24 protein-coding genes and 1 other annotated feature are annotated in these 20,982 nt (G+C 52.2%); of the genes, 13 read left to right on the top strand and 11 right to left on the bottom strand.

Annotated elements, in window-relative coordinates:
- Positions 1 to 9: 9 nt before the first annotated feature.
- From KNP85_RS04245 to KNP85_RS04235, 3 genes are all read left to right on the top strand, one after another.
- Positions 10 to 522 (top strand): type 1 glutamine amidotransferase domain-containing protein, encoded by a 513-nt coding sequence (locus tag KNP85_RS04245; protein WP_021068106.1) that lies wholly within the window; start codon positions 10 to 12, stop codon positions 520 to 522.
- A gap of 115 nt (positions 523 to 637) precedes the next feature.
- A complete protein-coding gene (locus KNP85_RS04240) occupies positions 638 to 1,783 on the top strand; it encodes an MFS transporter (RefSeq protein ID WP_353048911.1) in 1,146 nt (381 codons plus the stop codon).
- 90 nt (positions 1,784 to 1,873) lie between these two features.
- A complete protein-coding gene (locus KNP85_RS04235; RefSeq protein ID WP_021068108.1) occupies positions 1,874 to 2,707 on the top strand; it encodes an undecaprenyl-diphosphate phosphatase in 834 nt (277 codons plus the stop codon).
- Between the two features lie 165 nt (positions 2,708 to 2,872).
- Here KNP85_RS04235 and bshB2 read toward each other — a convergent pair whose 3' ends face one another.
- The 3 genes from bshB2 to pdxK are packed head-to-tail and all read right to left on the bottom strand — an operon-like array spanning position 2,873 to position 4,772.
- Positions 2,873 to 3,526 carry a bacillithiol biosynthesis deacetylase BshB2 gene (gene bshB2 / locus KNP85_RS04230; protein ID WP_214801517.1) on the bottom strand — a complete coding sequence of 218 codons (654 nt, stop codon included), beginning with the start codon at positions 3,524 to 3,526 and terminating at the stop codon, positions 2,873 to 2,875.
- Positions 3,523 to 3,894, bottom strand: a complete 372-nt coding sequence (locus tag KNP85_RS04225) for a YojF family protein (RefSeq protein ID WP_029596267.1) — start codon at positions 3,892 to 3,894, stop codon at positions 3,523 to 3,525. Before KNP85_RS04225 ends, bshB2 begins: the two co-directional genes overlap by 4 nt.
- 53 nt (positions 3,895 to 3,947) lie before the next feature.
- Complete coding sequence (gene pdxK / locus KNP85_RS04220; RefSeq protein WP_021068111.1) at positions 3,948 to 4,772, bottom strand: pyridoxine/pyridoxal/pyridoxamine kinase; 825 nt, start codon at positions 4,770 to 4,772, stop codon at positions 3,948 to 3,950.
- A 188-nt stretch (positions 4,773 to 4,960) separates the two neighbouring features.
- Between pdxK and cbpA the strand changes: the two genes are divergently transcribed.
- Positions 4,961 to 5,596 (top strand): cyclic di-AMP binding protein CbpA, encoded by a 636-nt coding sequence (gene cbpA / locus KNP85_RS04215; RefSeq protein WP_021068112.1) that lies wholly within the window; start codon positions 4,961 to 4,963, stop codon positions 5,594 to 5,596.
- A 34-nt stretch (positions 5,597 to 5,630) separates the two neighbouring features.
- Here the strand turns inward: cbpA and KNP85_RS04210 are convergent, their stop codons facing one another.
- From KNP85_RS04210 to KNP85_RS04200, 3 genes are all read right to left on the bottom strand, one after another.
- Complete coding sequence (locus tag KNP85_RS04210) at positions 5,631 to 6,155, bottom strand: GNAT family N-acetyltransferase (protein WP_029596266.1); 525 nt, start codon at positions 6,153 to 6,155, stop codon at positions 5,631 to 5,633.
- Between the two features lie 61 nt (positions 6,156 to 6,216).
- Positions 6,217 to 7,104 carry a diacylglycerol/lipid kinase family protein gene (locus KNP85_RS04205; RefSeq protein WP_021068114.1) on the bottom strand — a complete coding sequence of 296 codons (888 nt, stop codon included), beginning with the start codon at positions 7,102 to 7,104 and terminating at the stop codon, positions 6,217 to 6,219.
- 92 nt (positions 7,105 to 7,196) lie between these two features.
- Positions 7,197 to 7,571, bottom strand: coding sequence for a hypothetical protein (locus tag KNP85_RS04200; protein ID WP_021068115.1), 375 nt, complete (start codon positions 7,569 to 7,571; stop codon positions 7,197 to 7,199).
- 159 nt (positions 7,572 to 7,730) lie between these two features.
- Here KNP85_RS04200 and KNP85_RS04195 point away from each other — a divergent pair, with 159 nt between their 5' ends.
- The 4 genes from KNP85_RS04195 to KNP85_RS04180 all read left to right on the top strand — a co-directional run bounded on the left by KNP85_RS04195 (position 7,731) and on the right by KNP85_RS04180 (position 11,612).
- The gene (locus KNP85_RS04195) at positions 7,731 to 8,162 is read left to right on the top strand and encodes a MarR family winged helix-turn-helix transcriptional regulator (protein ID WP_021068116.1); all 432 of its coding nucleotides are present in this window, start codon (positions 7,731 to 7,733) and stop codon (positions 8,160 to 8,162) included.
- Between the two features lie 121 nt (positions 8,163 to 8,283).
- The gene (locus tag KNP85_RS04190) at positions 8,284 to 8,919 is read left to right on the top strand and encodes an FMN-dependent NADH-azoreductase (RefSeq protein WP_214801513.1); all 636 of its coding nucleotides are present in this window, start codon (positions 8,284 to 8,286) and stop codon (positions 8,917 to 8,919) included.
- Between the two features lie 81 nt (positions 8,920 to 9,000).
- Positions 9,001 to 9,678 (top strand): uracil-DNA glycosylase, encoded by a 678-nt coding sequence (locus tag KNP85_RS04185; protein WP_214801511.1) that lies wholly within the window; start codon positions 9,001 to 9,003, stop codon positions 9,676 to 9,678.
- 121 nt (positions 9,679 to 9,799) lie between these two features.
- Positions 9,800 to 9,996 (top strand) — a binding site (T-box leader).
- Positions 9,997 to 10,049: 53 nt separating this feature from the next.
- Complete coding sequence (locus tag KNP85_RS04180) at positions 10,050 to 11,612, top strand: aromatic amino acid hydroxylase (protein ID WP_214801508.1); 1,563 nt, start codon at positions 10,050 to 10,052, stop codon at positions 11,610 to 11,612.
- Between the two features lie 40 nt (positions 11,613 to 11,652).
- On the opposite strand, the gene KNP85_RS04175 is transcribed toward KNP85_RS04180, so the two are convergent.
- Both KNP85_RS04175 and KNP85_RS04170 read right to left on the bottom strand, forming a co-directional pair.
- Positions 11,653 to 12,642 (bottom strand): alpha/beta hydrolase, encoded by a 990-nt coding sequence (locus KNP85_RS04175; protein WP_021068120.1) that lies wholly within the window; start codon positions 12,640 to 12,642, stop codon positions 11,653 to 11,655.
- Between the two features lie 35 nt (positions 12,643 to 12,677).
- Complete coding sequence (locus tag KNP85_RS04170; RefSeq protein ID WP_214801505.1) at positions 12,678 to 13,499, bottom strand: Cof-type HAD-IIB family hydrolase; 822 nt, start codon at positions 13,497 to 13,499, stop codon at positions 12,678 to 12,680.
- Positions 13,500 to 13,624: 125 nt separating this feature from the next.
- On the opposite strand from KNP85_RS04170, the gene KNP85_RS04165 reads away from it, so the two are divergent.
- From KNP85_RS04165 to KNP85_RS04150, 4 genes are all read left to right on the top strand, one after another.
- Positions 13,625 to 14,317, top strand: coding sequence for a response regulator transcription factor (locus tag KNP85_RS04165; RefSeq protein ID WP_021068122.1), 693 nt, complete (start codon positions 13,625 to 13,627; stop codon positions 14,315 to 14,317).
- Positions 14,314 to 15,693 (top strand): sensor histidine kinase, encoded by a 1,380-nt coding sequence (locus KNP85_RS04160; protein ID WP_021068123.1) that lies wholly within the window; start codon positions 14,314 to 14,316, stop codon positions 15,691 to 15,693. The genes KNP85_RS04165 and KNP85_RS04160 overlap by 4 nt, the downstream gene beginning before the upstream one ends.
- Positions 15,694 to 15,757: 64 nt before the next feature.
- Complete coding sequence (locus KNP85_RS04155) at positions 15,758 to 16,123, top strand: DUF1499 domain-containing protein (protein WP_058765475.1); 366 nt, start codon at positions 15,758 to 15,760, stop codon at positions 16,121 to 16,123.
- The gene (locus KNP85_RS04150; protein ID WP_058765477.1) at positions 16,120 to 17,544 is read left to right on the top strand and encodes a dihydrolipoyl dehydrogenase family protein; all 1,425 of its coding nucleotides are present in this window, start codon (positions 16,120 to 16,122) and stop codon (positions 17,542 to 17,544) included. The genes KNP85_RS04155 and KNP85_RS04150 overlap by 4 nt, the downstream gene beginning before the upstream one ends.
- A 33-nt stretch (positions 17,545 to 17,577) precedes the next feature.
- On the opposite strand, the gene KNP85_RS04145 is transcribed toward KNP85_RS04150, so the two are convergent.
- The 3 genes from KNP85_RS04145 to KNP85_RS04135 form a co-directional block, all read right to left on the bottom strand.
- Complete coding sequence (locus KNP85_RS04145) at positions 17,578 to 18,354, bottom strand: flagellar motor protein MotB (protein ID WP_021068126.1); 777 nt, start codon at positions 18,352 to 18,354, stop codon at positions 17,578 to 17,580.
- Positions 18,332 to 19,114 (bottom strand): flagellar motor stator protein MotA, encoded by a 783-nt coding sequence (gene motA, locus KNP85_RS04140; RefSeq protein ID WP_021068127.1) that lies wholly within the window; start codon positions 19,112 to 19,114, stop codon positions 18,332 to 18,334. Before motA ends, KNP85_RS04145 begins: the two co-directional genes overlap by 23 nt.
- An 87-nt stretch (positions 19,115 to 19,201) precedes the next feature.
- The gene (locus tag KNP85_RS04135) at positions 19,202 to 19,453 is read right to left on the bottom strand and encodes a hypothetical protein (protein ID WP_233005246.1); all 252 of its coding nucleotides are present in this window, start codon (positions 19,451 to 19,453) and stop codon (positions 19,202 to 19,204) included.
- Positions 19,454 to 19,594: 141 nt separating this feature from the next.
- On the opposite strand from KNP85_RS04135, the gene KNP85_RS04130 reads away from it, so the two are divergent.
- Positions 19,595 to 20,974 (top strand): TrkH family potassium uptake protein, encoded by a 1,380-nt coding sequence (locus KNP85_RS04130; protein ID WP_058765479.1) that lies wholly within the window; start codon positions 19,595 to 19,597, stop codon positions 20,972 to 20,974.
- Positions 20,975 to 20,982 lie beyond the last annotated feature (8 nt).

Raw genomic sequence — 20,982 nt, 5'->3', positions numbered from 1 at the left:
TGTTTCAATATGGCAAAAGTAGCAACGCTAATCACAGACATGTTTGAAGACGTAGAGTTCACGGGTCCACGCGACGCATTGGTGGAAGCGGGGCACGAAGTTGTCACGATTGAAAAAAAATCTGGGAATACAGTCGAAGGCAAACAAGGGGAGTCGAAGGTCACAATCGACAAAGCCATCGACGACGTTTCACCAGAAGACTTTGACGCACTGCTCTTACCGGGCGGATTCTCACCTGACTTGTTACGCGAAGATGACCGTTTCGTCCAGTTCGCCAAGGCGTTCATGGACGCGAAAAAGCCGGTATTCGCCATCTGCCATGGACCACAGCTGTTGATTACGGCGAAGACGCTCGAAGGCCGCGATGCGACCGGCTACAAGTCGATTAAAGTCGACATGGAATACGCTGGAGCGAAGTATGCGGACAAAGAAGTCGTCGTCTGCCAAGAACAGCTCGTGACGAGCCGACAACCGGATGACATCCCGGCGTTCAATCGCGAGATGCTCAATCTGCTTAAATAATGTGCAGGCCACGGAATTTTTCCGTGGTTTTTTTTGTGCCAGCGGGAATAGACAAATAAGGAGGAGATGCATGATGAAACGAGCACGTTCACCTAGTTAAGTCGGTCGAAACGTTGTGTTGCTCGGCTGGATCCGTTGGTTCGATGCGCTTATCCCAGCCTACACGATTGAACGTCTGTTTTGGGAGTCACGGACGATCACGATTCAAGAGGTCGTCTATCTCGAAATACTTTACGCCGTCCTCGTCGTGATGCTTGAAGTGCCAACAGGTGTGTTGGCCGATCGCTTCGAACATCGACGTCTGTTGCAGATTGGGACTGCGCTCGAGTGGGGTTCCTTTGTCGTGTTGCTTGTTTCCTTTTCGTTTGGCGGTTTTGCCTTAGCCATCGCCTTGTCGGGCATTGGGGCGGCGTTTCGGAGCGGGGCCGAGAACGCGTTGTTGTACGAGACGCTCGAACAGGACGGGAAGGCGGGAACGTTTGAACGCACGATCGGTCGATTGAATGTCATTGGAATCGTCGCAGCCGTTCTCGCTGCCATCAGTGGTAGTCTGCTGGCGACACGCTTCCCGTTCGAGCTGAACTACGTGCTGTCGATTGTCAGTTTGTTCATCGCGACAGCATGTAGTTTTGGCCTTGTCGAACCGAGACGAGTCGTGTCGGACGAGCGCTTGACGTGGGCGGACATCGCGGCCGGTTTCCGCTTTATTCGGCAACATCGTCGCGTGTTTATCGTAACGTCGTTGTTTGTTGTGACCATTAGTGCGTTCAATTTTATCGATGAGTTCTGGCAGTTGTATGCGCGCGATGTCGAGCTTCCGCTTTATTGGTTCGGGATGATGTCAACGATTCTGCTGCTCATCCAAATACCTGGACAGTTAATCGTACCGATTCTGTTACGCTTTACTACGGCCGAGCGTTGGCTGCGCTGGATTGGGTGGGGCACCGGTATCGGCTTTGTCGTTCTTGGCCTCTATCCAGGGCCTAGCGGTCTCCTGTTGATGGCTGGAATGGCCTGTCTTATTGGAATCGTCGAGCCGCTCTATCTCGGGGCGTTGCATCACCGTGTCCCATCCGGAATCCGGGCGACGACAGAATCGTCGGTCTCGATGTTGCTGCATGGCGGCATCATCCTGTTCTGGCTCGTGTTTGCCGTCGGGGCAGGGGTGACGCTGTTCGCCGCCTTTTTGTTCATCGGAATTACCGTTTGTGTGCATCAAGCGATTGTCACGGTCAGAGCGTGGAAAGAGGATGCTTCCTGAAGCGTCCTCTTTTTTTACGCCTCAAGACCTAGGGCGGTTGAGAATAAATTTGTGTATGATAAGAAACAATACTGGAGTAGGAGATAAACAATGGAATGGTATGAATTATTTATTGGCTTTTTGTTAGGCGTCGTCGAAGGACTGACAGAGTTTGCTCCGGTATCGTCAACGGGACATATGATCCTCGTGGACGACCTGTGGCTCAACTCGAGCAGCTTTCTCGGCCAAGAGGTGGCGAACACGTTTAAGATCGTGATTCAGCTCGGTTCGATTTTAGCGGTCATCGTCGTATTTCGAAATCGGTTCAAGGAGTTGTTGAATCCGAAGGAATTGCTCGCGATTCGTAGCAGCGGGCCGACAAAGAAACTGAACTTGCTACATATCTTCATCGGGCTGCTCCCGGCAGGCGTGCTTGGACTGTTGTTTGAAGACTACATCGATGAGAACTTGTTCTCCATCAAGACCGTCTTGATTGGGCTCGTCATCGGGGCATTCTTCATGATTGCAGCGGACTTGTCAGGCGTGAAGCGTCAAACGACGGCCACGCTCGATGAGATTTCGTATAAACAAGCGCTCGGTGTCGGCTTGATTCAATGTTTCTCGCTCTGGCCAGGTTTTTCACGATCAGGGTCGACCATCTCAGGGGGCGTCCTCTTAGGGATGAGTCACCGGGCCGCAGCGGACTTCACGTTCATTATGGCCGTACCGATCATGTTCGGTGCTAGTGCACTGTCGCTCTACAGCAAATGGGAGTACTTTACGATGGCGACCCTCCCGGTCTTCGTTGTCGGATTCATTAGCGCGTTCTTGTTTGCGCTCTTGTCGATTAAGTTCTTCTTGAAGTTGATCAACAAAGTGAAGTTGACGCCGTTCGCGATTTATCGCATCGTGTTGGCGGCTGTGATTTACTTCTTGTACTTCTAAGAAAAAAAGCGCATGTCAGCACATGCGCTTTGAAACCAATGATCCATCAAGTTCGTATAACCAAGTAGAGGTGAGAACATGGAACATATCGTTGTCGTATTGGGAACGTTAATCGGCTTAGGAGCTGTCGGTACATTATTGTACGTGACACGCCTTGCCTATGAATCATGAGAACGGATAGTGATAGAAGCGCTCACGTTGGAGTAACTCCATGACGTGGGCGTTTTCTGCGTTGTCGATGGCGCGTAACAGGCCTTCCGTCTGTGAACGGTGGGCGAGCAACGCTTCACGCTTCGCCGCGCTCTCTTGACCGACTTCGATGACGACGTGCGGTTTTCCGAGTTCGGCGTCGGTGCGATGGTCGAACGCGACTCCTAAAAATTCAGGACGCTTCGAGGCATCGATGTCTTGCAACGCTCGGACGACCGCACGTGCCGTCGCCTCGTGATCGGGGTGGACGGCGTAACCCGGATAGAAGGAGATAACGCGTGCCGGCTGTACTTCCTCGATTAAGGCGCTGAAACGTGCCGCGAGTTCCGCTTCGTCTTCGAATTCGACGGTCTTGTCGCGAAGTCCCCACATGCGGAGGTCGTCGATGCCCATGACGGCACACGCTTCCTCGAGCTCATGTTTACGAATTTTCGGCAACTCTTCACGCGTCGTGAAAATCGGCGAGCCCATATTGCGGCCCATCTCACCGAGCGTCAGACAGACGTACGTGACCGGGAATCCGTGTTTATGGTGTTGGATAATCGTCCCGGCCGAGCTGAACGCTTCATCATCGGGATGCGGAAAAATAACGAGTAATGGTCCATTCATTGGCTTTCCACCTCCGAGGCTCCTTGTGGGAGCGGTTTGATGTCTAAGTGTAAGGCGCAGGCGAGGCGTCCGAGACGGTCATGGCCGGCGAGCAGGAGCTGGTCTCCGTGCTGTTCGTAGTCGGTCAAACCTTCGACGTAAAGCCAACCATGATCGAGCTTCAAGCCGACCCGGTATGGTCCATCGCCCTTGATTTGGCCGATGCTATATTCGATGACGACGTTGCGGATAAACATACCGGCGTTATGAAAATCAGGGTCGTTATGCGTCGCATACGCCCCGTTCGTCGTCTCGACATGGACATAGAGCGGCATGGATACATGCGCGTCCAAATAAGTCTGGATGGTTGTAGGTTGAATTGATTTCACGCGGTTCCCTCCAATGGAAACGATGACCCGAGACACGCGTCCCGGGCCACCCGTTATGATTGTGTTGCTAGTTTTTTGCGGTAACCGGTATGGTTCGTTGGCCCAACATATTGGTTGAGGCGGAACGAGTGACGGACAGCTTCCGTGATGAACTCTTTTCCGATTTCGATGGCTTCATCGACCGAGTGACCGTTCGCGAGTGAAGCCGCGATCGCTGACGAGAACGTGCAGCCGCCGCCGTGTGTGAAGGCAGGGTCGATTTTTTCGCTCTCGAGGAGACGATACTCGTTGCCGTCGTAAAGCACGTCAAATGCTGTGTCGAAGCCGAGCTTGCCACCGACTTTGACGATGACGATTTCAGCGCCGAGTTCATGGATCAAGCGAGCAGCCTCTTTGATTTCTTCCATCGTTGAAGGTGTCTTATCGAGGCCAGCGAGCATACGCGCCTCGAACAAGTTTGGTGTGATGATTTTAGCGACCGGTACGAGGTGCTTGCGCATCGCGACCGCGACGTCCGGGTTGAGAATCTCGTCGGCACCTTTACATGCCATGACTGGGTCGACGACCGCGTTTTGGATGCCGTACTCTTTAATTTTACGGGCAGCGAGTTCGATAATCTCTGGAGTCGGGAGCATCCCTGTCTTGACGGCATCGACACCAATCCCAGCGAGGACCGTATCAATCTGTTTCTCAATCAACGTCGTGTCGATTGGGAACACTTCGTGATGCCACGCGTTATGCGGGTCTTGAGCCACGATGACCGTGAGGGCGGTCATGCCGTAAACACCTAGCTCTTCCATCGTTTTCAAGTCAGCTTGGATGCCTGCACCGCCACTCGTGTCCGAGCCAGCGATTGTTAAAGCTTTTTTCATCGTCATAGTCGTTCAATCCCCTTTGTCTGTTTGGATAGTTTCACTATAACGACTTTTTGGCGTTACGACAAATCCCGAGGTCGCATCCAGACCGGAATAAGTTTTGAAAATTGATGGCAGGATTTCAATCGTATTTGGGGAATAGTAATGAATAGGGTGTAGACCACTTTCAATTTGGCTAGGAGGAAAACCGCATGTTAGTGCATAGCTTATGCATTCCGAAGAAAGATGTCGTCACAATCAGTGAAAAGGCGACATTGCGCGAAGCGCTCGACACGCTCGAAAAGACAGGCTACCGTTGTGTCCCTGTGCTCGATGAGACGGGAACGTTTTTCCGCGGTAATATTTATAAAATGCATATTTATCGCCACGGGATGAGTGGGGCGAGCCTAGACGATAACGTTATGGAACTCATCAAGAACACGCAAAAGTACGTTCACGAGTCAGACGGCTTTTTCAAAGTCTTCTTCTCAATCAAAGAACTTCCGTATATCGCGGTCTTGAAAGACGAGAGCAACGAATTTTACGGGATTTTGCCACACGGGAAGATGCTCGGCATGCTCGAAGAGGCATGGAGCCGTGACACGGGGAGCTATGTCGTCACGATTGCACTCAGTGAGCAGGCAGGGGCGCTCGAGAAAATCACGAAAGTCATCAGCAAATATTCATCAATCGCCAGCCTCATGACGCTTGACGCCAAGAGCAAGGTGTTGCGTCGCGTGTTAATCACGTTGCCGCCGGACTGTGACGAGAAGACAAAAGACAAGATTGTCGCCAAACTCGAACAAAAAGGGTTCCGCGTCGTCGAAGTCGAGAATTTAAATAACTGACGAAAGGCCTTCCTCGATGCGAGGAAGGCCTTATTCAATCCAATCGTTTTTCCATCCGGATATCCGGCCAAAATTGACCGTCCCAGTATGTGAATGCCTCGATACGGGCAATTTCGTGATAACCGAGCTTTTGATAGAGGCGATGCGCCGCTTCGTTGAATCCGAACACACCTAGCTCGATGCGTGGCACACCTTGGGCACGAAGTCGATCTGCCAGCAACGTGAGGGCTGCGGTGCCGACGCCTTTCCCGCGACCTGTCTGTTCACCGATGACCAGACCAAGCCAAGCGCTGCCGCGTTCTTTGTCATACAGGTGCGGGGCGTCATAGATGACGTTCACCTCGCCGACGAGCCGGTCATCGTCGTAAATCAAGAAAATATCGTGCGTGTCCAGTCGTTCCGTCAAGTCTGCGACCGTCATCTGATGTTCCGCGACGAGTTCGGCTTCGGATCGGGCCGGACGAATCAAATGGACGATGGCGGGATCGTTATTCCAACGATTGAACGTCGCGACGATGGCGTCGGACGCTTCTCGCAATGGGACGAGCGAGATGGGCATCGAGTCCCCCTCCTTTCCTTTCAGGCATACTTCTTCGCCCTCGAACTGAAAACTCTCCCTTTTACTGAATCGGCTTCAAGACGTTGAGGTGGCTCGGAAGCACTTCGAACGTGAGCGGGAGTTTACCGCCCGTATCTCCGTCGGCATTGACCGGAAGTGATTCTGGCGAGTCGACATGGACCCGTTTCGTCGTGAAGGACGTGACGCTGTCCGTCTCTTTCAACTTGCCGGTGAAGAGGGCCGGCGCGAGTTGGATGGCGTCTTTAAAGCCGAGGTTCTCAAACAGATAGACGTGAAGTAACCCGTCGTTCAGTTCGGCGTCCGGTTCAAAGTTTTCAAACCCGCCGACCGAGTTCGTGAGGGCGATGACGACCAAATAGGCGTCTCCATCGAACGTGTGCTCTTCGGCTTGGACCGACAAGGCGTATGGACTATGCTCACGGAACGCTTTGATTCCTTCAATCAAGTAGGCGAACGGGCCCCATTTTGTTTTCTCCTCGACACTGACCTCGTCGACAGCCTCGGCGATGAGGCCGATCGCGATGACGTTCATGAAGTAGCCATTCTCGTATTTGCCGATATCCATCGGTGTCGGTTGCGCCGTCTTGAGTGCCTCGATGGCATCTGCGGGGTCGCTCGGGACGCCGAGCGCGCGTGCGAGATCGTTGACGGTACCGAGCGGGATGATGCCGAAATCAGGACGATGATCCGCTTCGGCGAGCCCCGTTACGGCCTCGTTCAGCGTCCCGTCGCCACCCATCGCGATGACAGCTTTATATTGTTTCGATGCCGCTTCTTTCGCAAAATGTGTGGCATCGTCTGCTTTCTCCGTGAACCGGACATCGACGTTGCCGTAACGCTCTCGCAAGACTTCCTCCGCGGCCGCGGCGTGTTCTTTCCCTAACTCTTTCCCGGACGACGGGTTGACGATTAACATGACTGTATCCATCAAAGCACATTCCCCTTTTCACATTCAGATATTGTCATCTATTCCCGTCCTGTGGCGAGACTAGTCATAAAAAAACAACACAGACGTGTTGTTTAATAATGGCGGAATGCCGACATATCGAGGTGGCTTGCATCTGATTCGTCGACGGCGAGTTCAATCTTCAAATGTTCATGGAACGGCGAGTCGAATGCACCCATGCAGGCGACCGGCTCATGGTCCGGGACGGGGGACTTACGTTTCGTTTTGACGAACAAATAGTCCTCACGCGACAACGTCAATAAAAAGCGTTCGACCGCATGGGGTTCGCGCGTGACGTTCGGCCATGGCAAGTGGTTGAATAGTAAAAAGACCGCGCCTTCTTTTTCGAGCGCATAGTCTGGGGCGATCCCTTCCCGGTTCAACAACTCGATGACCGTACTCAAATAGGCTTGTTTAATCGTCAATGATATCTCGTAATACTCACGCATACCGTCCACCCTTTCTAAAAATCGCAATAATTCCATTCTATACGTTTCAGACAGGGGCGACAACGAAGAAGTTTCTTGACGAAGCGTTTTTCCCACCGTATACTGCTCATGTCCTGCTATACTAAAGGTAAATGATGAACGAATTGAGGTGAAACCGACATGATTGAATCACTCGAATTGAAGGCATGGATCGTCTTGGCACGAGCGATGGACGCGATCAGTGACCGTGTGAAGGACGATTTACGACGCCACCAATTGAATTCAACAGAGTTCGGTGTTTTATCCGTCTTGTATAAACGAGGGGATACCCCGCTCCAGCAAATCGGAGACCAAATTTTGATTACGAGCGGAAGCGTCACGTACGTGATTGATAAGCTTGAAAAACGTGGCTTAATCGAGCGTGTGGCTTGTCCTTCTGACCGACGCGTCACATACGCCTCGTTGACAGAGGAAGGCAAGCGCTTGATGGACGTCGTCTATCCAGAGCACATCGAGATTTTTAAAGACATCTATGGTCCCCTTAGCGACCAAGAGACTGAACAGTTAATCGATTTATTGAAACGAGTCGGTTATAACGCGGCAGGCAAATAACGCCTGCCTGTTTTTTTGACTAATTATCTTGAAGTTAAACTAATTGACTGCGAGATATACAGATGATATAGTTCTAACTGTTGTTACAAAATAGAGATCACACTTATGGAGGAACCCATTTATGAAAAAGGTATTATACGTATCGGCTAACCCGAAACCAACAGAATTGTCATACAGCAAACAAGTCGCAGAAACGTTCATGACGACACTCACGAATGAGAATGCGTCACTCGAAGTCGAAGCAATCGAATTATACGATGTCGATGTTCAAGAAATCGACGGCGACGTCCTCAGCGCATGGGGCAAATTCGCTTCAGGCGAAGTCCTCACTGACGTCGAAGCGGCTAAAGTCGCGACGATGAACGGCATGCTCGAGAAATTCATGGAAGCTGACATGTACGTGTTCGCAACACCGATGTGGAACTTCTTCTTCCCAGCTCGCATGAAAATGTTCCTCGACAGCGTATTGACTGCTGGTAAAACGTTCCGTTATACAGAACAAGGCCCAGTCGGTCTTCTCGAGAACAAACAAGCGATCCACATCCAAGGTACGGGTGGAATCTACACAGGTACAGACCTCAACTTCGCAGACGCATACCTTCGTCAAGCACTCGCATTCGTAGGCGTGACAGAAGTGACGACACTTCCAGTTGAAGGCATGAACCAATACCCAGACAAAATCGAAGAAATCGTTGCTGACGCAAAAGCGAAAGCCGAAGCACTTGCGAAAGAAGTCGCAGGCGCAGTCACAGTATAATGATCAAGGGCGAGTCCAATCGGGCTCGCCTTTTTGTGTGCCATCGATTCGGGTATGATAAGACGGAAAGGGGAGAAACACATGGGAGAACAGTTATCAAATCGCCTGCTCGGGGATTGGAGCGACATCATCGCATCCGAGATGGCCGAGCCTTATTTTACTAACTTGAAAGCGTTCGTCGATGAGGCGTATGCGTCATCGACCGTATATCCGGCCCGAGAAGACATTTGGAATGCGTTCGTCTATACGAAGTTCAAGGACGTCAAATGCGTCATTCTCGGACAAGATCCATACCATGGGCCAAACCAAGCGCATGGACTGAGTTTCTCGGTCCAAGACGGTGTACGTTTCCCACCGTCGCTTCGAAATATCTTTCAAGAATTGCATGATGATATCGGCTGTCCCGTGCCGACCAGCGGGAATTTAGAAGCATGGGCCCGTCAAGGCGTGTTGCTGCTCAACACCGCGCTCACGGTCGAAGCAGGCAAAGCCGGTTCGCATCGGGGACAGGGATGGGAGCAGTTCACCGACTCCATCATCGAGCGACTTGGGCAGCGGGAAGATCCGCTCGTGTTCATCTTATGGGGGAACGACGCGAAGAAGAAACAGAAATTTATTGGCCCGCAACACGCCGTCTTGACCTCGGTCCACCCGAGTCCGCTCTCGTCGCATCGCGGCTTTTTCGGATCGAAGCCGTTCTCGCAAGTGAATGCGAAGTTGAGTGAGTGGGGTCAACCTGAAATCGATTGGTGTTTGTGACAGTCTGCAGATGCGGACTGTTTTTTGTTGACGGCGTCCAAATCGTCTGTTATCGTTACTAGCAACAAGATACTTTAGTGCTTAAAAGCGAATATGCATAGAAGCATAACTGTATAACAGTATAAAAGCGATGACCGAACCGAAGTAGAGACATCTTCCCTGGCCCAGAGAGCGTGTGGTGCTGTGAACACGCCCATAGGATGAATCGAATTACAGTTCGCGAGCTCTCACGTGTTGAGCGGTCCCCCGTTATCGGAGTAGAGTGACTAGACGTCCGTCTAGTAATCAGGGTGGTACCGCGGCATCGTCGTCCCTATCGAGTGAATCGATAGGGATTTTTTTACGTTCAGTCAACTAAAGGAGGAAACATCATGCTCACACAAATCATTCCACGCCATTTGGCCCCTCATATTTCGCCACAGTTCTACGACGAGTACACGCCGACCGATCATGCTGTCTGGCGCTTCGTCTTACGACTGAACTTGCACACGCTTGAAGGGAAGGCCCACCCGTTCTACATCGAAGGGTTGAAAAAGACGGGGATGGGACCGGAGCGTCTCCCGAACGTCGAACAGATGACCGAAGAGATGCGGTCGGCCGGTTGGTCGACGGTCGCAGTCGATGGTCTCATTCCAGGCGTCGCTTTCTTTGATTTCCAAGGCAACGGGATGTTGCCGGTCGCGACCGATATCCGAAAAGTCGAGAATATTTTGTACAGTCCGGCACCGGATATCATCCACGAGGCGGCCGGCCATGCACCAATGTTGATGGATCCTGAATTTTCACAGATTGTGAAGCGGTTCGATCAGCTCGGGGCGAGGGCATTCATGAATCGAGAAGAACATGCCTCGTTCGCAGCACTTAAACGATTGACCGTCGTGAAGGAGAATGCGAACTCGACGGACGAGGAGATTGCAGCCGCGGAAGCGGCAGTTCATGCGGCCAAAGCCCAAGTGACCGGCTTCTCTGAAGCACAACAAGTCGCCCGCATCTTTTGGTGGACGGTCGAGTTTGGCCTCATCGGTGATGTAGACAATCCGCTCATCTACGGGGCAGGCCTGTTATCTTCGGTCGGAGAGAGCCGTCACTGTTTGACAGACGCCGTCACGAAGCATCCATTCAATTTGGAGCACGCCCTTGAGACGAAACAAGACGTGACGAATATGCAACGCGAGTTATTCGTCATTCCAGACTTTGAAGCGTTGAAGGACGCGCTAGACGAACTCGAGTCACGGATGGCGGTCAACCAAGGTGGGATCGCTTCGCTCGAGAAGGCGCTCGCGTCGGGCAGTCAATCGACCATCCGACTAGAAGACGGGACGGATCGCGTCGGTGTGATTCGTCACGTGACACGCTCTGGGGCACGTGCCCTCATCCAATGGGACGACTGTGTGAACGTCAATCACGGTCAATTGACGAACTTGCATAATCATGGCCTGCTCGTGCTCGATGGACCGCTTCAAGACGTGTTGGCGACAGCGGACATTCGGTTAGACGGTCAAGTCGTCAGCGAGACGACAGAGGCGTTGCATCTCGAAGACGTCGTCGTCACCATCGAAGGACGACAGATTAAACTGGAGACACTCGAAGTGAGACAAGATACGCTGCCGTCGATTTTCCCGGGTACCGAGATTGAAGAACTCGTCATCTTGGAGAAGCCGGTCCAGATCGAACGTGACGCCCGAGTATGGACGAACGATGACCCGATGTTCAATCAGGTCCGCAATATGCGGGAGCAAGGCGAGTCGATTGATGAGCTCGTGCCGACGATTCTTGCTGATCATCCCGATGCTTGGTTGCTCCACATCGAATGCTTGGAGCTCGTCGAGTCTGATGCGCTTCGACAGGCGTTGACGGAACGGTTGCACGCGTTACGTGAGACGTCACCGTCGCGGCATGAGTTGATTGGCCGCGCGCTCGCATTGCTCAACTGACAAAAATAATCCCCGCCCAATGATGGGCGGGGATTATTTGTTAACGCGTCGTTTCACGCAAGAACGTGATTAAACGGCGATACGTTGCACTGGCTGCCGGCTTATCCATCTCAAAATGGTAGTCGTGGCCGAGTGTGTGCTCGTTTCGGTCATAAAAGACGCTCGTGACGTCCGCACGACCTGAGAGGATCGTCGCAAATTCTTTCGCTTGCGTTTCGAACGAACCGGTGTTGCCATCGGTGATAAACGTCGGAACGAACGTGGCCGGGATATTCACGAGCGGCGACGCTTCCGCGACGACCGGCAAGTCTTCCCAATTGTACGTTCCGAAGTAAGCCCAACCGATCCGTTTGAACAAGAAACGGTTGACCGCCTTCGATGACTCGATGATGCTTCGTTTCAAGTCATAAGGACCTGACATGAGAATCGTGCCGAGAATCGACGTTTTCGGAACGACTTGATTCACTTCGGCCGATGGTGCGTAGTCGTCGTTCAATTGAATACCGACGAACTGAGCGACGAGTTGGGCACCGTTCGAATCGCCCGCAAAAAAGACGCGGTCGAGGTCGAGACGGAAGCGGTCATTGTTTTCCGCGATATACGTGTAGGCTTCTTCAAGCTGCTGGAGCGGGACGGGATACGTGACATCAGGGGCAAGCGCGTAGTTGACGCTAACGACGTTATAGCCGTTGCTCGCGATTGACGTCGCATATTTGAAGACGTCGGCCTTGTCGCCACCGACGAACGAACCGCCGTGCACCCAAAAGATGGTCGGAACAATTTGTTTCTCGCCTTCATAGCGAATCAAGTCGAACGTCCCGTTCTCATAGGCTGAATGGTAGTCGATATCTTTCCGGACCGATGTTTTTTGAACGACTTCATCGAACCCTTTGATGGCGACTTCGTTCCCGCCGGCAAATGAGGTCTTGACGAGACGTGAGGTCGGTTTCGGGGACAAGAATACATAGGCGGCACCGGCGACAGCCGTACCGACCAGTCCAAGTCCTGCTCGTTTCAATCCTTTATTCATCGTAATTCCTCCTTGGTACAATCCAGTTTGTTCACTTACCGATCGACGAGGACCGTTCCCATGAACGTCTCAATGACGTGGGCAATCCCGTCTTCGTTGTTTGATTTCGTGATGAAGTCGGCTTTGCCTTTGACTGTCGTGTTGGCATTGCCCATGGCGACACCGAGGCCGGCCCATTCAATCATCGTAAGGTCGTTGTTCCCGTCACCACAAGCGATGACGTGGGCCTGTTCGATTCCGACGTGTTCGGCGAGGAAAGCAAGGCTCGTCCCTTTCGTCACACCCGCTTCCGTGAACTCAAGGAAAAACGGCTTCGAACGTGCGACCGCAAGTTTCCCTTCAAGTTCGACTTGCAGTTTCGTTTCGATTGGAGCGAGCGTGTCGCCGTCACCGAGCATGAGACATTTGACGACAGGCGTCTTGACCGCTTCTTTGAAGTCGGCGACATGGATGACCGGCATCCCCGTCAATTCACCTTCGATATCAGTATACGGGTTCGGTTGATCGGTTACGATTTCGTTACCGATGTACGTATGAATCGCGATTTCTTCCCGGACACTGATATCATGGAGATGGGCGACCGTTTCCGGAAGCAACGTACTCGAGAAGATTTCTTCATTCGTCTCACAATTGATGATGGAGGCACCGTTGAATGAGAGAATATAGCTACCATATTTGGCAAGTTCGAGTTCACGGGCGGCATCCCACATCGCGTATGTCGGGCGACCGCTCGCGAGCACGACTTTATGTCCGCGTTCTTGTACATCTAGCAAGGCTGCTTTCGTCTTGGCGGAAATTGTATGGTCGCTCGTGAGGAGCGTATCGTCCATATCTAAAACAATCATCTTGTAACTCATAATGGTAAGGAGTCCTCCTTCAGAATCTAATGACTCCATCCTAATACGATTTGAGGTCAATTGACAACCTTGTCGCAAAAACGTAACTATAATGTAGAGTAGTGAACTTCAGAAGAGGTGGATATATGAATCGAATATTAGTAGCCGAAGATGAGCATGCGATTCGCAGCTTTATCATCGTTAATTTAAAACGAGCCGGATTTGACGTCTTTGAGGCGACGAACGGACGCGAAGCGGTCACAGCGTTCGACCGTGAGCCGTTCGATGTCGTCTTGCTCGACGTGATGATGCCTGAGATGGATGGATTCGAGGCATGCGCCGCCATCCGCGACTTAGATGAGAACGTCGGCATCATCATGCTGACGGCACGCACGCTTGAAGAAGATAAGATTGAAGGGCTCGGCAGAGGGGCGGACGATTATATCGCCAAGCCGTTTAGCCCAGGTGAGCTTGTGGCACGGATTCAAGCACTCCTGCGCCGTGTCGAGAAAGTGAAGCGTAAAGAAAAGAAACGGTTGAAGTCCGGACCGTTCGCCATCGATTTGGCGGCGAAGCAAGTGACGAAGTATGGGCAGGCGATTGATTTGACCCCGACCGAATACGATTTGATTTGTCACCTCGTCCAAAACGAGGAAGTCGTCTTATCGCGTGACGCGCTGTTAGATGCCGTCTGGGGCATCAATTACTTCGGGGACAGAAAGACGGTCGACGTCAACATCCGTCGTCTCCGTCAAAAGATTGAAGACGACCCGAGTCACCCGGCTTATATCGAGACGCTATGGGGGCATGGGTACAAGTGGCGGAGACATGACGGATGAAGCAACAGCTCGTCATTCGGATTATGCTCGTCATGACGCTCGTGCTCGTCTTGCTCGTGAGCGTCCTGTCGTACGGAACGTACCGCTATTACTATGAATATGAATCAGAGGCACTACTCAGCCATGCGACGACGAGCGCCTATCTGTATCCACAGGCGCAAGTCGGATTCGAGACACCGAGCGCGTTCTCGGTGCTCGTTCGGACGTTCGGCTATCCCGGTACCGACTTAACGATTGTCGACCGGACCGGTCAAATCATCAAAACGACGGGACAGCGGGCGCAACAGGCGGCCTTTTCGACCGAACAGTTGCAAGATCTCGCTCGAGGCGAGTCCGTCGTCCAAGACTACGATGCCGATGGGAATCACTATTTGTCGGTGACGAGTCCAATCATCACGGAAGAGACGAGTGAATTCGCCATCAGCTTCACGCGGCCGCTCGCCGACCTTGACACGTTGATTCGCGAGATTTGGATGGCTGTCGTCATGATTGGCGTCTTGATTTGGTTGGTCGCGCTCTATGCTGTCATTCGGATTGCAGACCGATTCGTGCGACCGATTCGAGACATCATTGAGACGGCCGATGAAATGGCGCAAGGTGATTTCGATGTTGAAGTCTATTCCAATGAAAAACATGAGCTCGGGGCACTGGCCCGGACGCTCACATATTTAGGTGCGAAAGTCCAGCAGCACCAATCGACGCGAAATGAATTTCTATCCAACGTGTCGCACGAGTTGCGGACGCCGCTCACTTCGATTAAAGGGTGGACGGAGACGATTCGAGGCGGGGACGAGAAAGTGTCGGACGAGACCGAGCTCGGTTTGAGCATCATCCATTCGGAGACGGAGCGGATGATCGGGCTCGTCGAGCAGCTGCTCGATTACACGAAGATTGAAGAGAGCCGGCTCGTCTTGTATCGGCAAGAACTTGATCTCGTGTCGTTGTTACGGAAAGTGACGATTCAATTGAAACAGTCACTCGAAGACAAACAGATTACGCTCATTGAGCGATATCCGCAAAAGTCGATCGGACTGTTCGATGAGAACCGACTGAAGCAAGTATTTTTAAACTTGCTCGAGAACGCCATCCGCTTCTCGCCAGAAGGTGGGACGTTGACGGTAAGGTTCGTGCAATCGGAGCGAGTCGCGTTCATCTCAATTATTGACGAGGGACCTGGTATTTCACGGGAACACTTGCAGCGCATCACTGAAATGTTCTATCAGGCGCAAGTGACGAAAGGGAGCAGCGGGCTCGGCCTGGCGATTGCTAAGGAGTTAATCGAGGCCCACGAAGGAAAGCTCGTCATCGAAAGTGAGATCGGTCATGGGACGACGGTGACCGTTCTCTTGCCGCTCGACCCGAGCGAACTGCATTAAAAGGGTTAAACCTTCCGAATTCAGGATACATGTAATTGTATGTAGAATGAGGGAGGTTTTTTTCATGGCAACGAAATCATTGAAGCCATTGTCAGGTAGTCCGAACGCCGTCTCGACCGAAACGACAATCGAAGCGCTACGCATGGAGCCGCTCCCGTACGGGCGAGACCGCGCCGAGAGCATCGAGACAATCAAGATGGTGATGGGGCAACTGCCTCGGACCGAGCTCGTCAAGGAGACGGAGGACACGCTCCATTATGTCGTCACGACGAAACTGATGCGCTTTAAAGATGACGTCGAATTTCGATTCGACGATGAGACAAGACAAATTGAATTCCGCTCGGCATCACGACTCGGTCACTCTGACTTTGGAGTGAACCGGAAACGGATGCAAGACGTGAGTGAACGCTATCGGAGGTTGATGAGATGAAGGATTATCAATTGATTGTGATTGGTGGGGGTGCGGCCGGGATGACGGTCGCGGCCGGTGCCGCAAATTTAGGGGCGAAAGTCGCTTTGGTCGAGAAGAAAAAACACCTGGGTGGAGACTGTCTTCACGTTGGGTGTGTCCCGTCGAAAGCGCTGATCGCCGCCTCGAAAGAAGCGAGCAGCATGATGCAAGCTGCCCGAGTACTCGGAGCCGAGTTTGACGGCCGCGACCATTACCAGACGACGAAAGCACGCGTCGACCGTGCCCGTGCCATCATTCAAGACCATGACGGGACGGAACGTTTCGAAAAACTTGGGGTCGACGTGTATATCGGCGAGGCCTCGTTCCAAAGCCCATACGAACTCAAAGTCGGTGACGATTTACTGATTGGGAAGAAATTCGTCATCGCGACCGGCTCGCAACCGACCATACCGCCGATTGACGGCTTGGACGACGTGCCATACTTAACGAATGAGCAAGTGTTTGAAGAAGAGACGTTGCCGGAGAGCATCATCGTCATCGGGGCCGGGACGATCGGTCTCGAACTCGCCCAGTCGTTCGCTCGTCTTGGTAGTCAAGTGACCGTGCTCGAGGCTCAGGACACGTTCTTACCGCGAGAGGACGAATCGGTCAGTAAGTTGCTCCGTTCGCAGCTCGAGATGGCGATGCGCCTTAAAATCGGCATCAACATCAATCAAGTCTCGGAAGTCGAGGGACGCGTTCACGTCACCGGCGAAATCGATGGCGAAACGGTCACGTACGAGGCGGACAAGCTGCTCGTGGCGACAGGACGGAAACCGAGAATCGATGAGCTTCGACTCGACCGGGCTCACGTCCACGTCAAAGACGGATTCGTCGACGTCACGTCGACGTACCGCACGTCACAACCTCATATCTTTGCGATTGGCGATACGATTAAGACGTTACCGTTCACGCACGCAGCTGGCGAGGAAGGAAAAGCGGTCGTGGCCAACGCCTTGTTCGGACTTTGGAACAAGGTCGACTACACGAAGATGCCGTGGATCACGTTCACGGAACCGGAAGTGTTCCACGTCGGCATGACCGAAGCTGAGGCACGGGAGCGTCATGGTGACGATGTCGAGGTGTTTGAAGCGAAACTGTCCGAGGTCGACCGCTTCGTCGCCGACCGACAAGAGACAGGTTTCGTCAAAATCATTACGCGTAAGAACGGAAAAATCATCGGCGGACACGCCATCGGCATGACAGCCGGGGATTGGATGCAAATCGTCGTCTATGCGATGCAACGAGGCGATAAAATCGGCAAGCTGTCCCGCATGATTTATCCGTATCCGTCGCGGAGCGAGGCCGTGAAAAAAGTGGCCGACCTTTACTGGCGGAAGCGCTTGTTCAACAGCCCGCTCACGGATTTGTCACGCAAGTACTTCGAATGGACCCGATAACGAAAAATCCCACTCTCGACAGAGTGGGATTTTTTATGGCAAGACGATCGTTTCGAGCATCTTCGGTGAGCCTTCTGATAAATCGACGAGTGGTTTAATCAACACTTCGACGCGGCGGTTTTTCGAGCGCCCTGCTTCGGTGTCGTTCGTCGCAATCGGTTTGTATTCTCCGTAACTGGCAAGCGTGAATTGTCCGGGATTCAAAGCATCGTTCGTCAACAGGCCGCGCATGAAAGCCGTGGCCCGGGCTGAACTGAGTTCCCAGTTCGACGGGAACCGGGCCGTGTTGATCGGGATGTTATCGGTGTGACCCGATACGACGATTTCACGATTGCCGGCTTTTTCCAGGATACCGCTAATCGAGCCGGCCACCGTTCTAGCCTCGGCGTCAAGCGTCGCTTCCCCCATGCTGAACAAGGCTCGGTCTTGAATCGTCAAAACGAGACCGCTCGAGTTGATGGTCGCTTCAATCTCTTGTTCGAGCCCGTTCTTTTTGATGTATTGATTGACCTCTTCTTTTAACTCATCCAGTTTGGCGAGCTCATATGTCCGAGGATTCGCTGTCGTATCTGTCTTGTTCGTACGGCTGATGTCACTGTTCGAGGCGGTCGACGCTTGGAACACGCTCGTCCCGCCAGAGAACACTTGATTAAAGGATTGAGACATTTTCTCGAGCTTCGTCTGGTCGATGTTACTCGAGGCGAACAAGACGATGAAGAGGGCGAGTAAGAGCGTCAATAAATCGGCGTACGGGATTAACCAACCTTCCGGGATATGTTCCTCATGATCATGCTTCTTTTTGCGCTTCATAGTCGGCTCGCTCCTTTGGAGACAAATACACAGACAATTTATCTTCTAACGTCTTCGGAGACTCCCCACTTTGAATCGAGAGAATCCCTTCAATCATCATCTCTTTGATGATGACCTCGCTCTTCGAATACTGCTTCAATTTATTGGCGAACGGGAACCAGAGGACGTATCCTGTGAAAATCCCGAACAACGTCGCGACGAACGCGGCTGAAATCGCGTGACCGAGCTTTTCGATATCAGACAAATCTTTTAGGGCCGCAATCAACCCGATAACGGCTCCGAGAACCCCGAGTGTCGGCGCATACGTGCCGGCTTGGGTAAAGATGTCCGAGTTCGCTTTATGGCGTTGCTCCATGTTCTCGATATCGCGCGACATGACCTCGGCGATATATTCGGACGGTTGGCCGTCGATGACCATCATCATCCCTTGTTTCAAGAACGGCTCTTCGACTTGTTCGAGCGCTGTCTCGAGCGACAAGAGTCCTTCTTTACGCGCTTGCGTCGACAAGTCGACGAACTGTGTCAACAGCCCGGATTTACTTGGCAACTCCTGCTTTTTGAAGAGAATTCCGAACAACTTCGGTACGTTTTGCAGTTGTTCTTTGGAGACGGCGATACTGACTGCGGCCGCTGTCCCTACAAAAATGATGACGAGTGCTGCCGGGTTGATGAGCGGGGCAATCCCGGCTCCTTTCAATACCATCCCTCCGACGAGGGTGAGGAACCCAAGTATGAGTCCTACTAACGTGACGACATCCATGTCTATGTTTTCCACCTTTCTAAAAAAAATCAGGAGACAAAAAAAGCGAGAGACTTAACTCGTCTCCCGCAAATGCGTTCCCGATGGTTAAGCGCCGTTTTCGTCAATCAGCATTTGGATGCTGATATTTCGTTCTTCACGCTCTATATCGGTTAACACGTCGTATTTTTTTAATAATGCGTACAATTGATTCACAACTTCTTGATCAAGTGACCAATGTAGCAGTTCTTCGAGCTGGAAATAAAGATGGGCGGGCATACATTGTGACTGACGCTCCAACCTTCGCGAGACATCCGTTAGCGAATGATCTACCGTACTAGGGTCCACGGTTTCATTCAACCTCCTCAACATTCATAAAGTCTATCTCTCATATTACCAAAAAATCTGGCAAACAGTTAGCGATACATTTTTCTAGTTGGCAATTTTATAAGTGAGGAGTAATATGAGCCTTAGAAAACTTGATTTGAAGGAGATAGCGAGATGCGACATCGATTGACCGTACGGGAATTGCGCATAAAACGAATTGAGGCGCTTTACCGGCTCGTGTTTGAAAAGCCGGCCCGTTTTATCGCGACAGGCTTTTTGCTCGCCATTTTTTTAGGGGCGACGTTACTCTATATGCCGTTCGCACAGACACAGCCCGTGTCCTGGATTGATTGTCTGTTTATCGCGACGTCGGCCGGAACGGTGACCGGATTATCGACAATTGATATTGGGACTTCCTTTAATACGTTCGGTGAGCTCGTCATCGTCGCCTTGATTCAAATCGGCGGTTTAGGTTTTATGACGGTCGCGCTCATGCTGCTTAGTGTGCTCGGAAAGAAAATCGGTTTAAAGCAGCGCATCTTGCTCCAAGAATCACTCAACTTGTCGGGACCCGGCGGCACGGTCCGTCTCGTCCGCAACATCGTCTTCACGACGCTCATCGTCCAGTTTCTCGGCATGTTGTTTTTGACGGTCGAACTGTACAGCACCGGTGAGTATCGCTTTGGTGAGGCGCTGTATTATGGCTTTTTCCACGCGGTCTCAGCGTTTAACAACGCCGGGTTCGCCCTATGGCCGGACAATTTGATGCAGTTCGAGCAGAATACGGCCATTGTGATCACGATTGCTGTGCTGCTCATGATTGGGGGTCTCGGCTTCACGACCATCGCGGATGCGACCGAGGTGAAACGTTGGAAGCGCCTCGCCCTCCATTCGAAAATCATGATTGCCTCGCTTGCCATCGTCAACGGGATTGCCTGGTTCTCGCTCATGTTGTTTGAGTGGGTATCGAATGAGGGCGGACTGTATGGCCGTCCGTTCGGAGAAGCGATGCACGTCACCTTCTTCCAGGCTGTGACGACACGGACCGCAGGCTTCAATACAATCGACCTCACGACGATGGCGCCGATCTCAATCGGGGTCGTCTTGATTCTCATGTATATCGGTGCTGGAGCCGCTTCCACTGGGTCTGGGATTAAAGTGACGACCGTAGCCGTCATCTTGGCCGATATGTGGGCGTTCATCGTCGGGAAAAAAGAGACGGTCATCCTCGAGCGGACGATTGACGCGTTCCAAATTAAAAAAGCGTACATCGTGGCTATTACGAGTTTCTTCTTCATCTTATTGATTACCGCACTGACTATCTTGACGAACGGTCATATTCCGGCGACAGCACTCTTGTTCGAGACAGTCTCGGCCTTCGGGACGGTCGGGTTATCACTCGGGATCACGGCGGAACTGAACGATGCAGGTAAGAGTTTTATCATGTTCATGATGTTACTCGGTCGTGTCGGTTCGTTGACGATCCTCTTCACGGTCGCACGCCAGATGGACCGGAAGATTCGCTATCCAAAAGAGAAGTTGCTAATCGGATGACACACAAA

Origin of the sequence: Exiguobacterium sp. s194 (genome assembly GCF_018618275.1) — a bacterium.
GTDB classification, from domain to species: Bacteria; Bacillota; Bacilli; order Exiguobacteriales; family Exiguobacteriaceae; genus Exiguobacterium; species Exiguobacterium chiriqhucha.
This window is presented reverse-complemented; position numbering and strand designations above follow the sequence as displayed.

Bases quoted from the DNA above. Each gene is read 5' to 3' on its own strand.
- KNP85_RS04145 (WP_021068126.1), bottom strand. From the start codon at position 18,354: ATGAAGCGCAAAAAGAAGCATGATCATGAGGAACATATCCCGGAAGGT.
- KNP85_RS04245 (WP_021068106.1), top strand. From the start codon at position 10: ATGGCAAAAGTAGCAACGCTAATCACAGACATGTTTGAAGACGTAGAG.
- cbpA (WP_021068112.1), top strand. From the start codon at position 4,961: ATGTTAGTGCATAGCTTATGCATTCCGAAGAAAGATGTCGTCACAATC.
- KNP85_RS04205 (WP_021068114.1), bottom strand. From the start codon at position 7,104: ATGGATACAGTCATGTTAATCGTCAACCCGTCGTCCGGGAAAGAGTTA.
- motA (WP_021068127.1), bottom strand. From the start codon at position 19,114: ATGGATGTCGTCACGTTAGTAGGACTCATACTTGGGTTCCTCACCCTC.
- KNP85_RS04235 (WP_021068108.1), top strand. From the start codon at position 1,874: ATGGAATGGTATGAATTATTTATTGGCTTTTTGTTAGGCGTCGTCGAA.
- KNP85_RS04130 (WP_058765479.1), top strand. From the start codon at position 19,595: ATGCGACATCGATTGACCGTACGGGAATTGCGCATAAAACGAATTGAG.
- KNP85_RS04175 (WP_021068120.1), bottom strand. From the start codon at position 12,642: ATGAATAAAGGATTGAAACGAGCAGGACTTGGACTGGTCGGTACGGCT.
- KNP85_RS04200 (WP_021068115.1), bottom strand. From the start codon at position 7,571: ATGCGTGAGTATTACGAGATATCATTGACGATTAAACAAGCCTATTTG.
- KNP85_RS04155 (WP_058765475.1), top strand. From the start codon at position 15,758: ATGGCAACGAAATCATTGAAGCCATTGTCAGGTAGTCCGAACGCCGTC.
- KNP85_RS04195 (WP_021068116.1), top strand. From the start codon at position 7,731: ATGATTGAATCACTCGAATTGAAGGCATGGATCGTCTTGGCACGAGCG.
- KNP85_RS04150 (WP_058765477.1), top strand. From the start codon at position 16,120: ATGAAGGATTATCAATTGATTGTGATTGGTGGGGGTGCGGCCGGGATG.
- bshB2 (WP_214801517.1), bottom strand. From the start codon at position 3,526: ATGAATGGACCATTACTCGTTATTTTTCCGCATCCCGATGATGAAGCG.
- KNP85_RS04160 (WP_021068123.1), top strand. From the start codon at position 14,314: ATGAAGCAACAGCTCGTCATTCGGATTATGCTCGTCATGACGCTCGTG.
- KNP85_RS04180 (WP_214801508.1), top strand. From the start codon at position 10,050: ATGCTCACACAAATCATTCCACGCCATTTGGCCCCTCATATTTCGCCA.
- KNP85_RS04165 (WP_021068122.1), top strand. From the start codon at position 13,625: ATGAATCGAATATTAGTAGCCGAAGATGAGCATGCGATTCGCAGCTTT.
- KNP85_RS04185 (WP_214801511.1), top strand. From the start codon at position 9,001: ATGGGAGAACAGTTATCAAATCGCCTGCTCGGGGATTGGAGCGACATC.
- pdxK (WP_021068111.1), bottom strand. From the start codon at position 4,772: ATGACGATGAAAAAAGCTTTAACAATCGCTGGCTCGGACACGAGTGGC.
- KNP85_RS04170 (WP_214801505.1), bottom strand. From the start codon at position 13,499: ATGAGTTACAAGATGATTGTTTTAGATATGGACGATACGCTCCTCACG.
- KNP85_RS04210 (WP_029596266.1), bottom strand. From the start codon at position 6,155: ATGCCCATCTCGCTCGTCCCATTGCGAGAAGCGTCCGACGCCATCGTC.
- KNP85_RS04190 (WP_214801513.1), top strand. From the start codon at position 8,284: ATGAAAAAGGTATTATACGTATCGGCTAACCCGAAACCAACAGAATTG.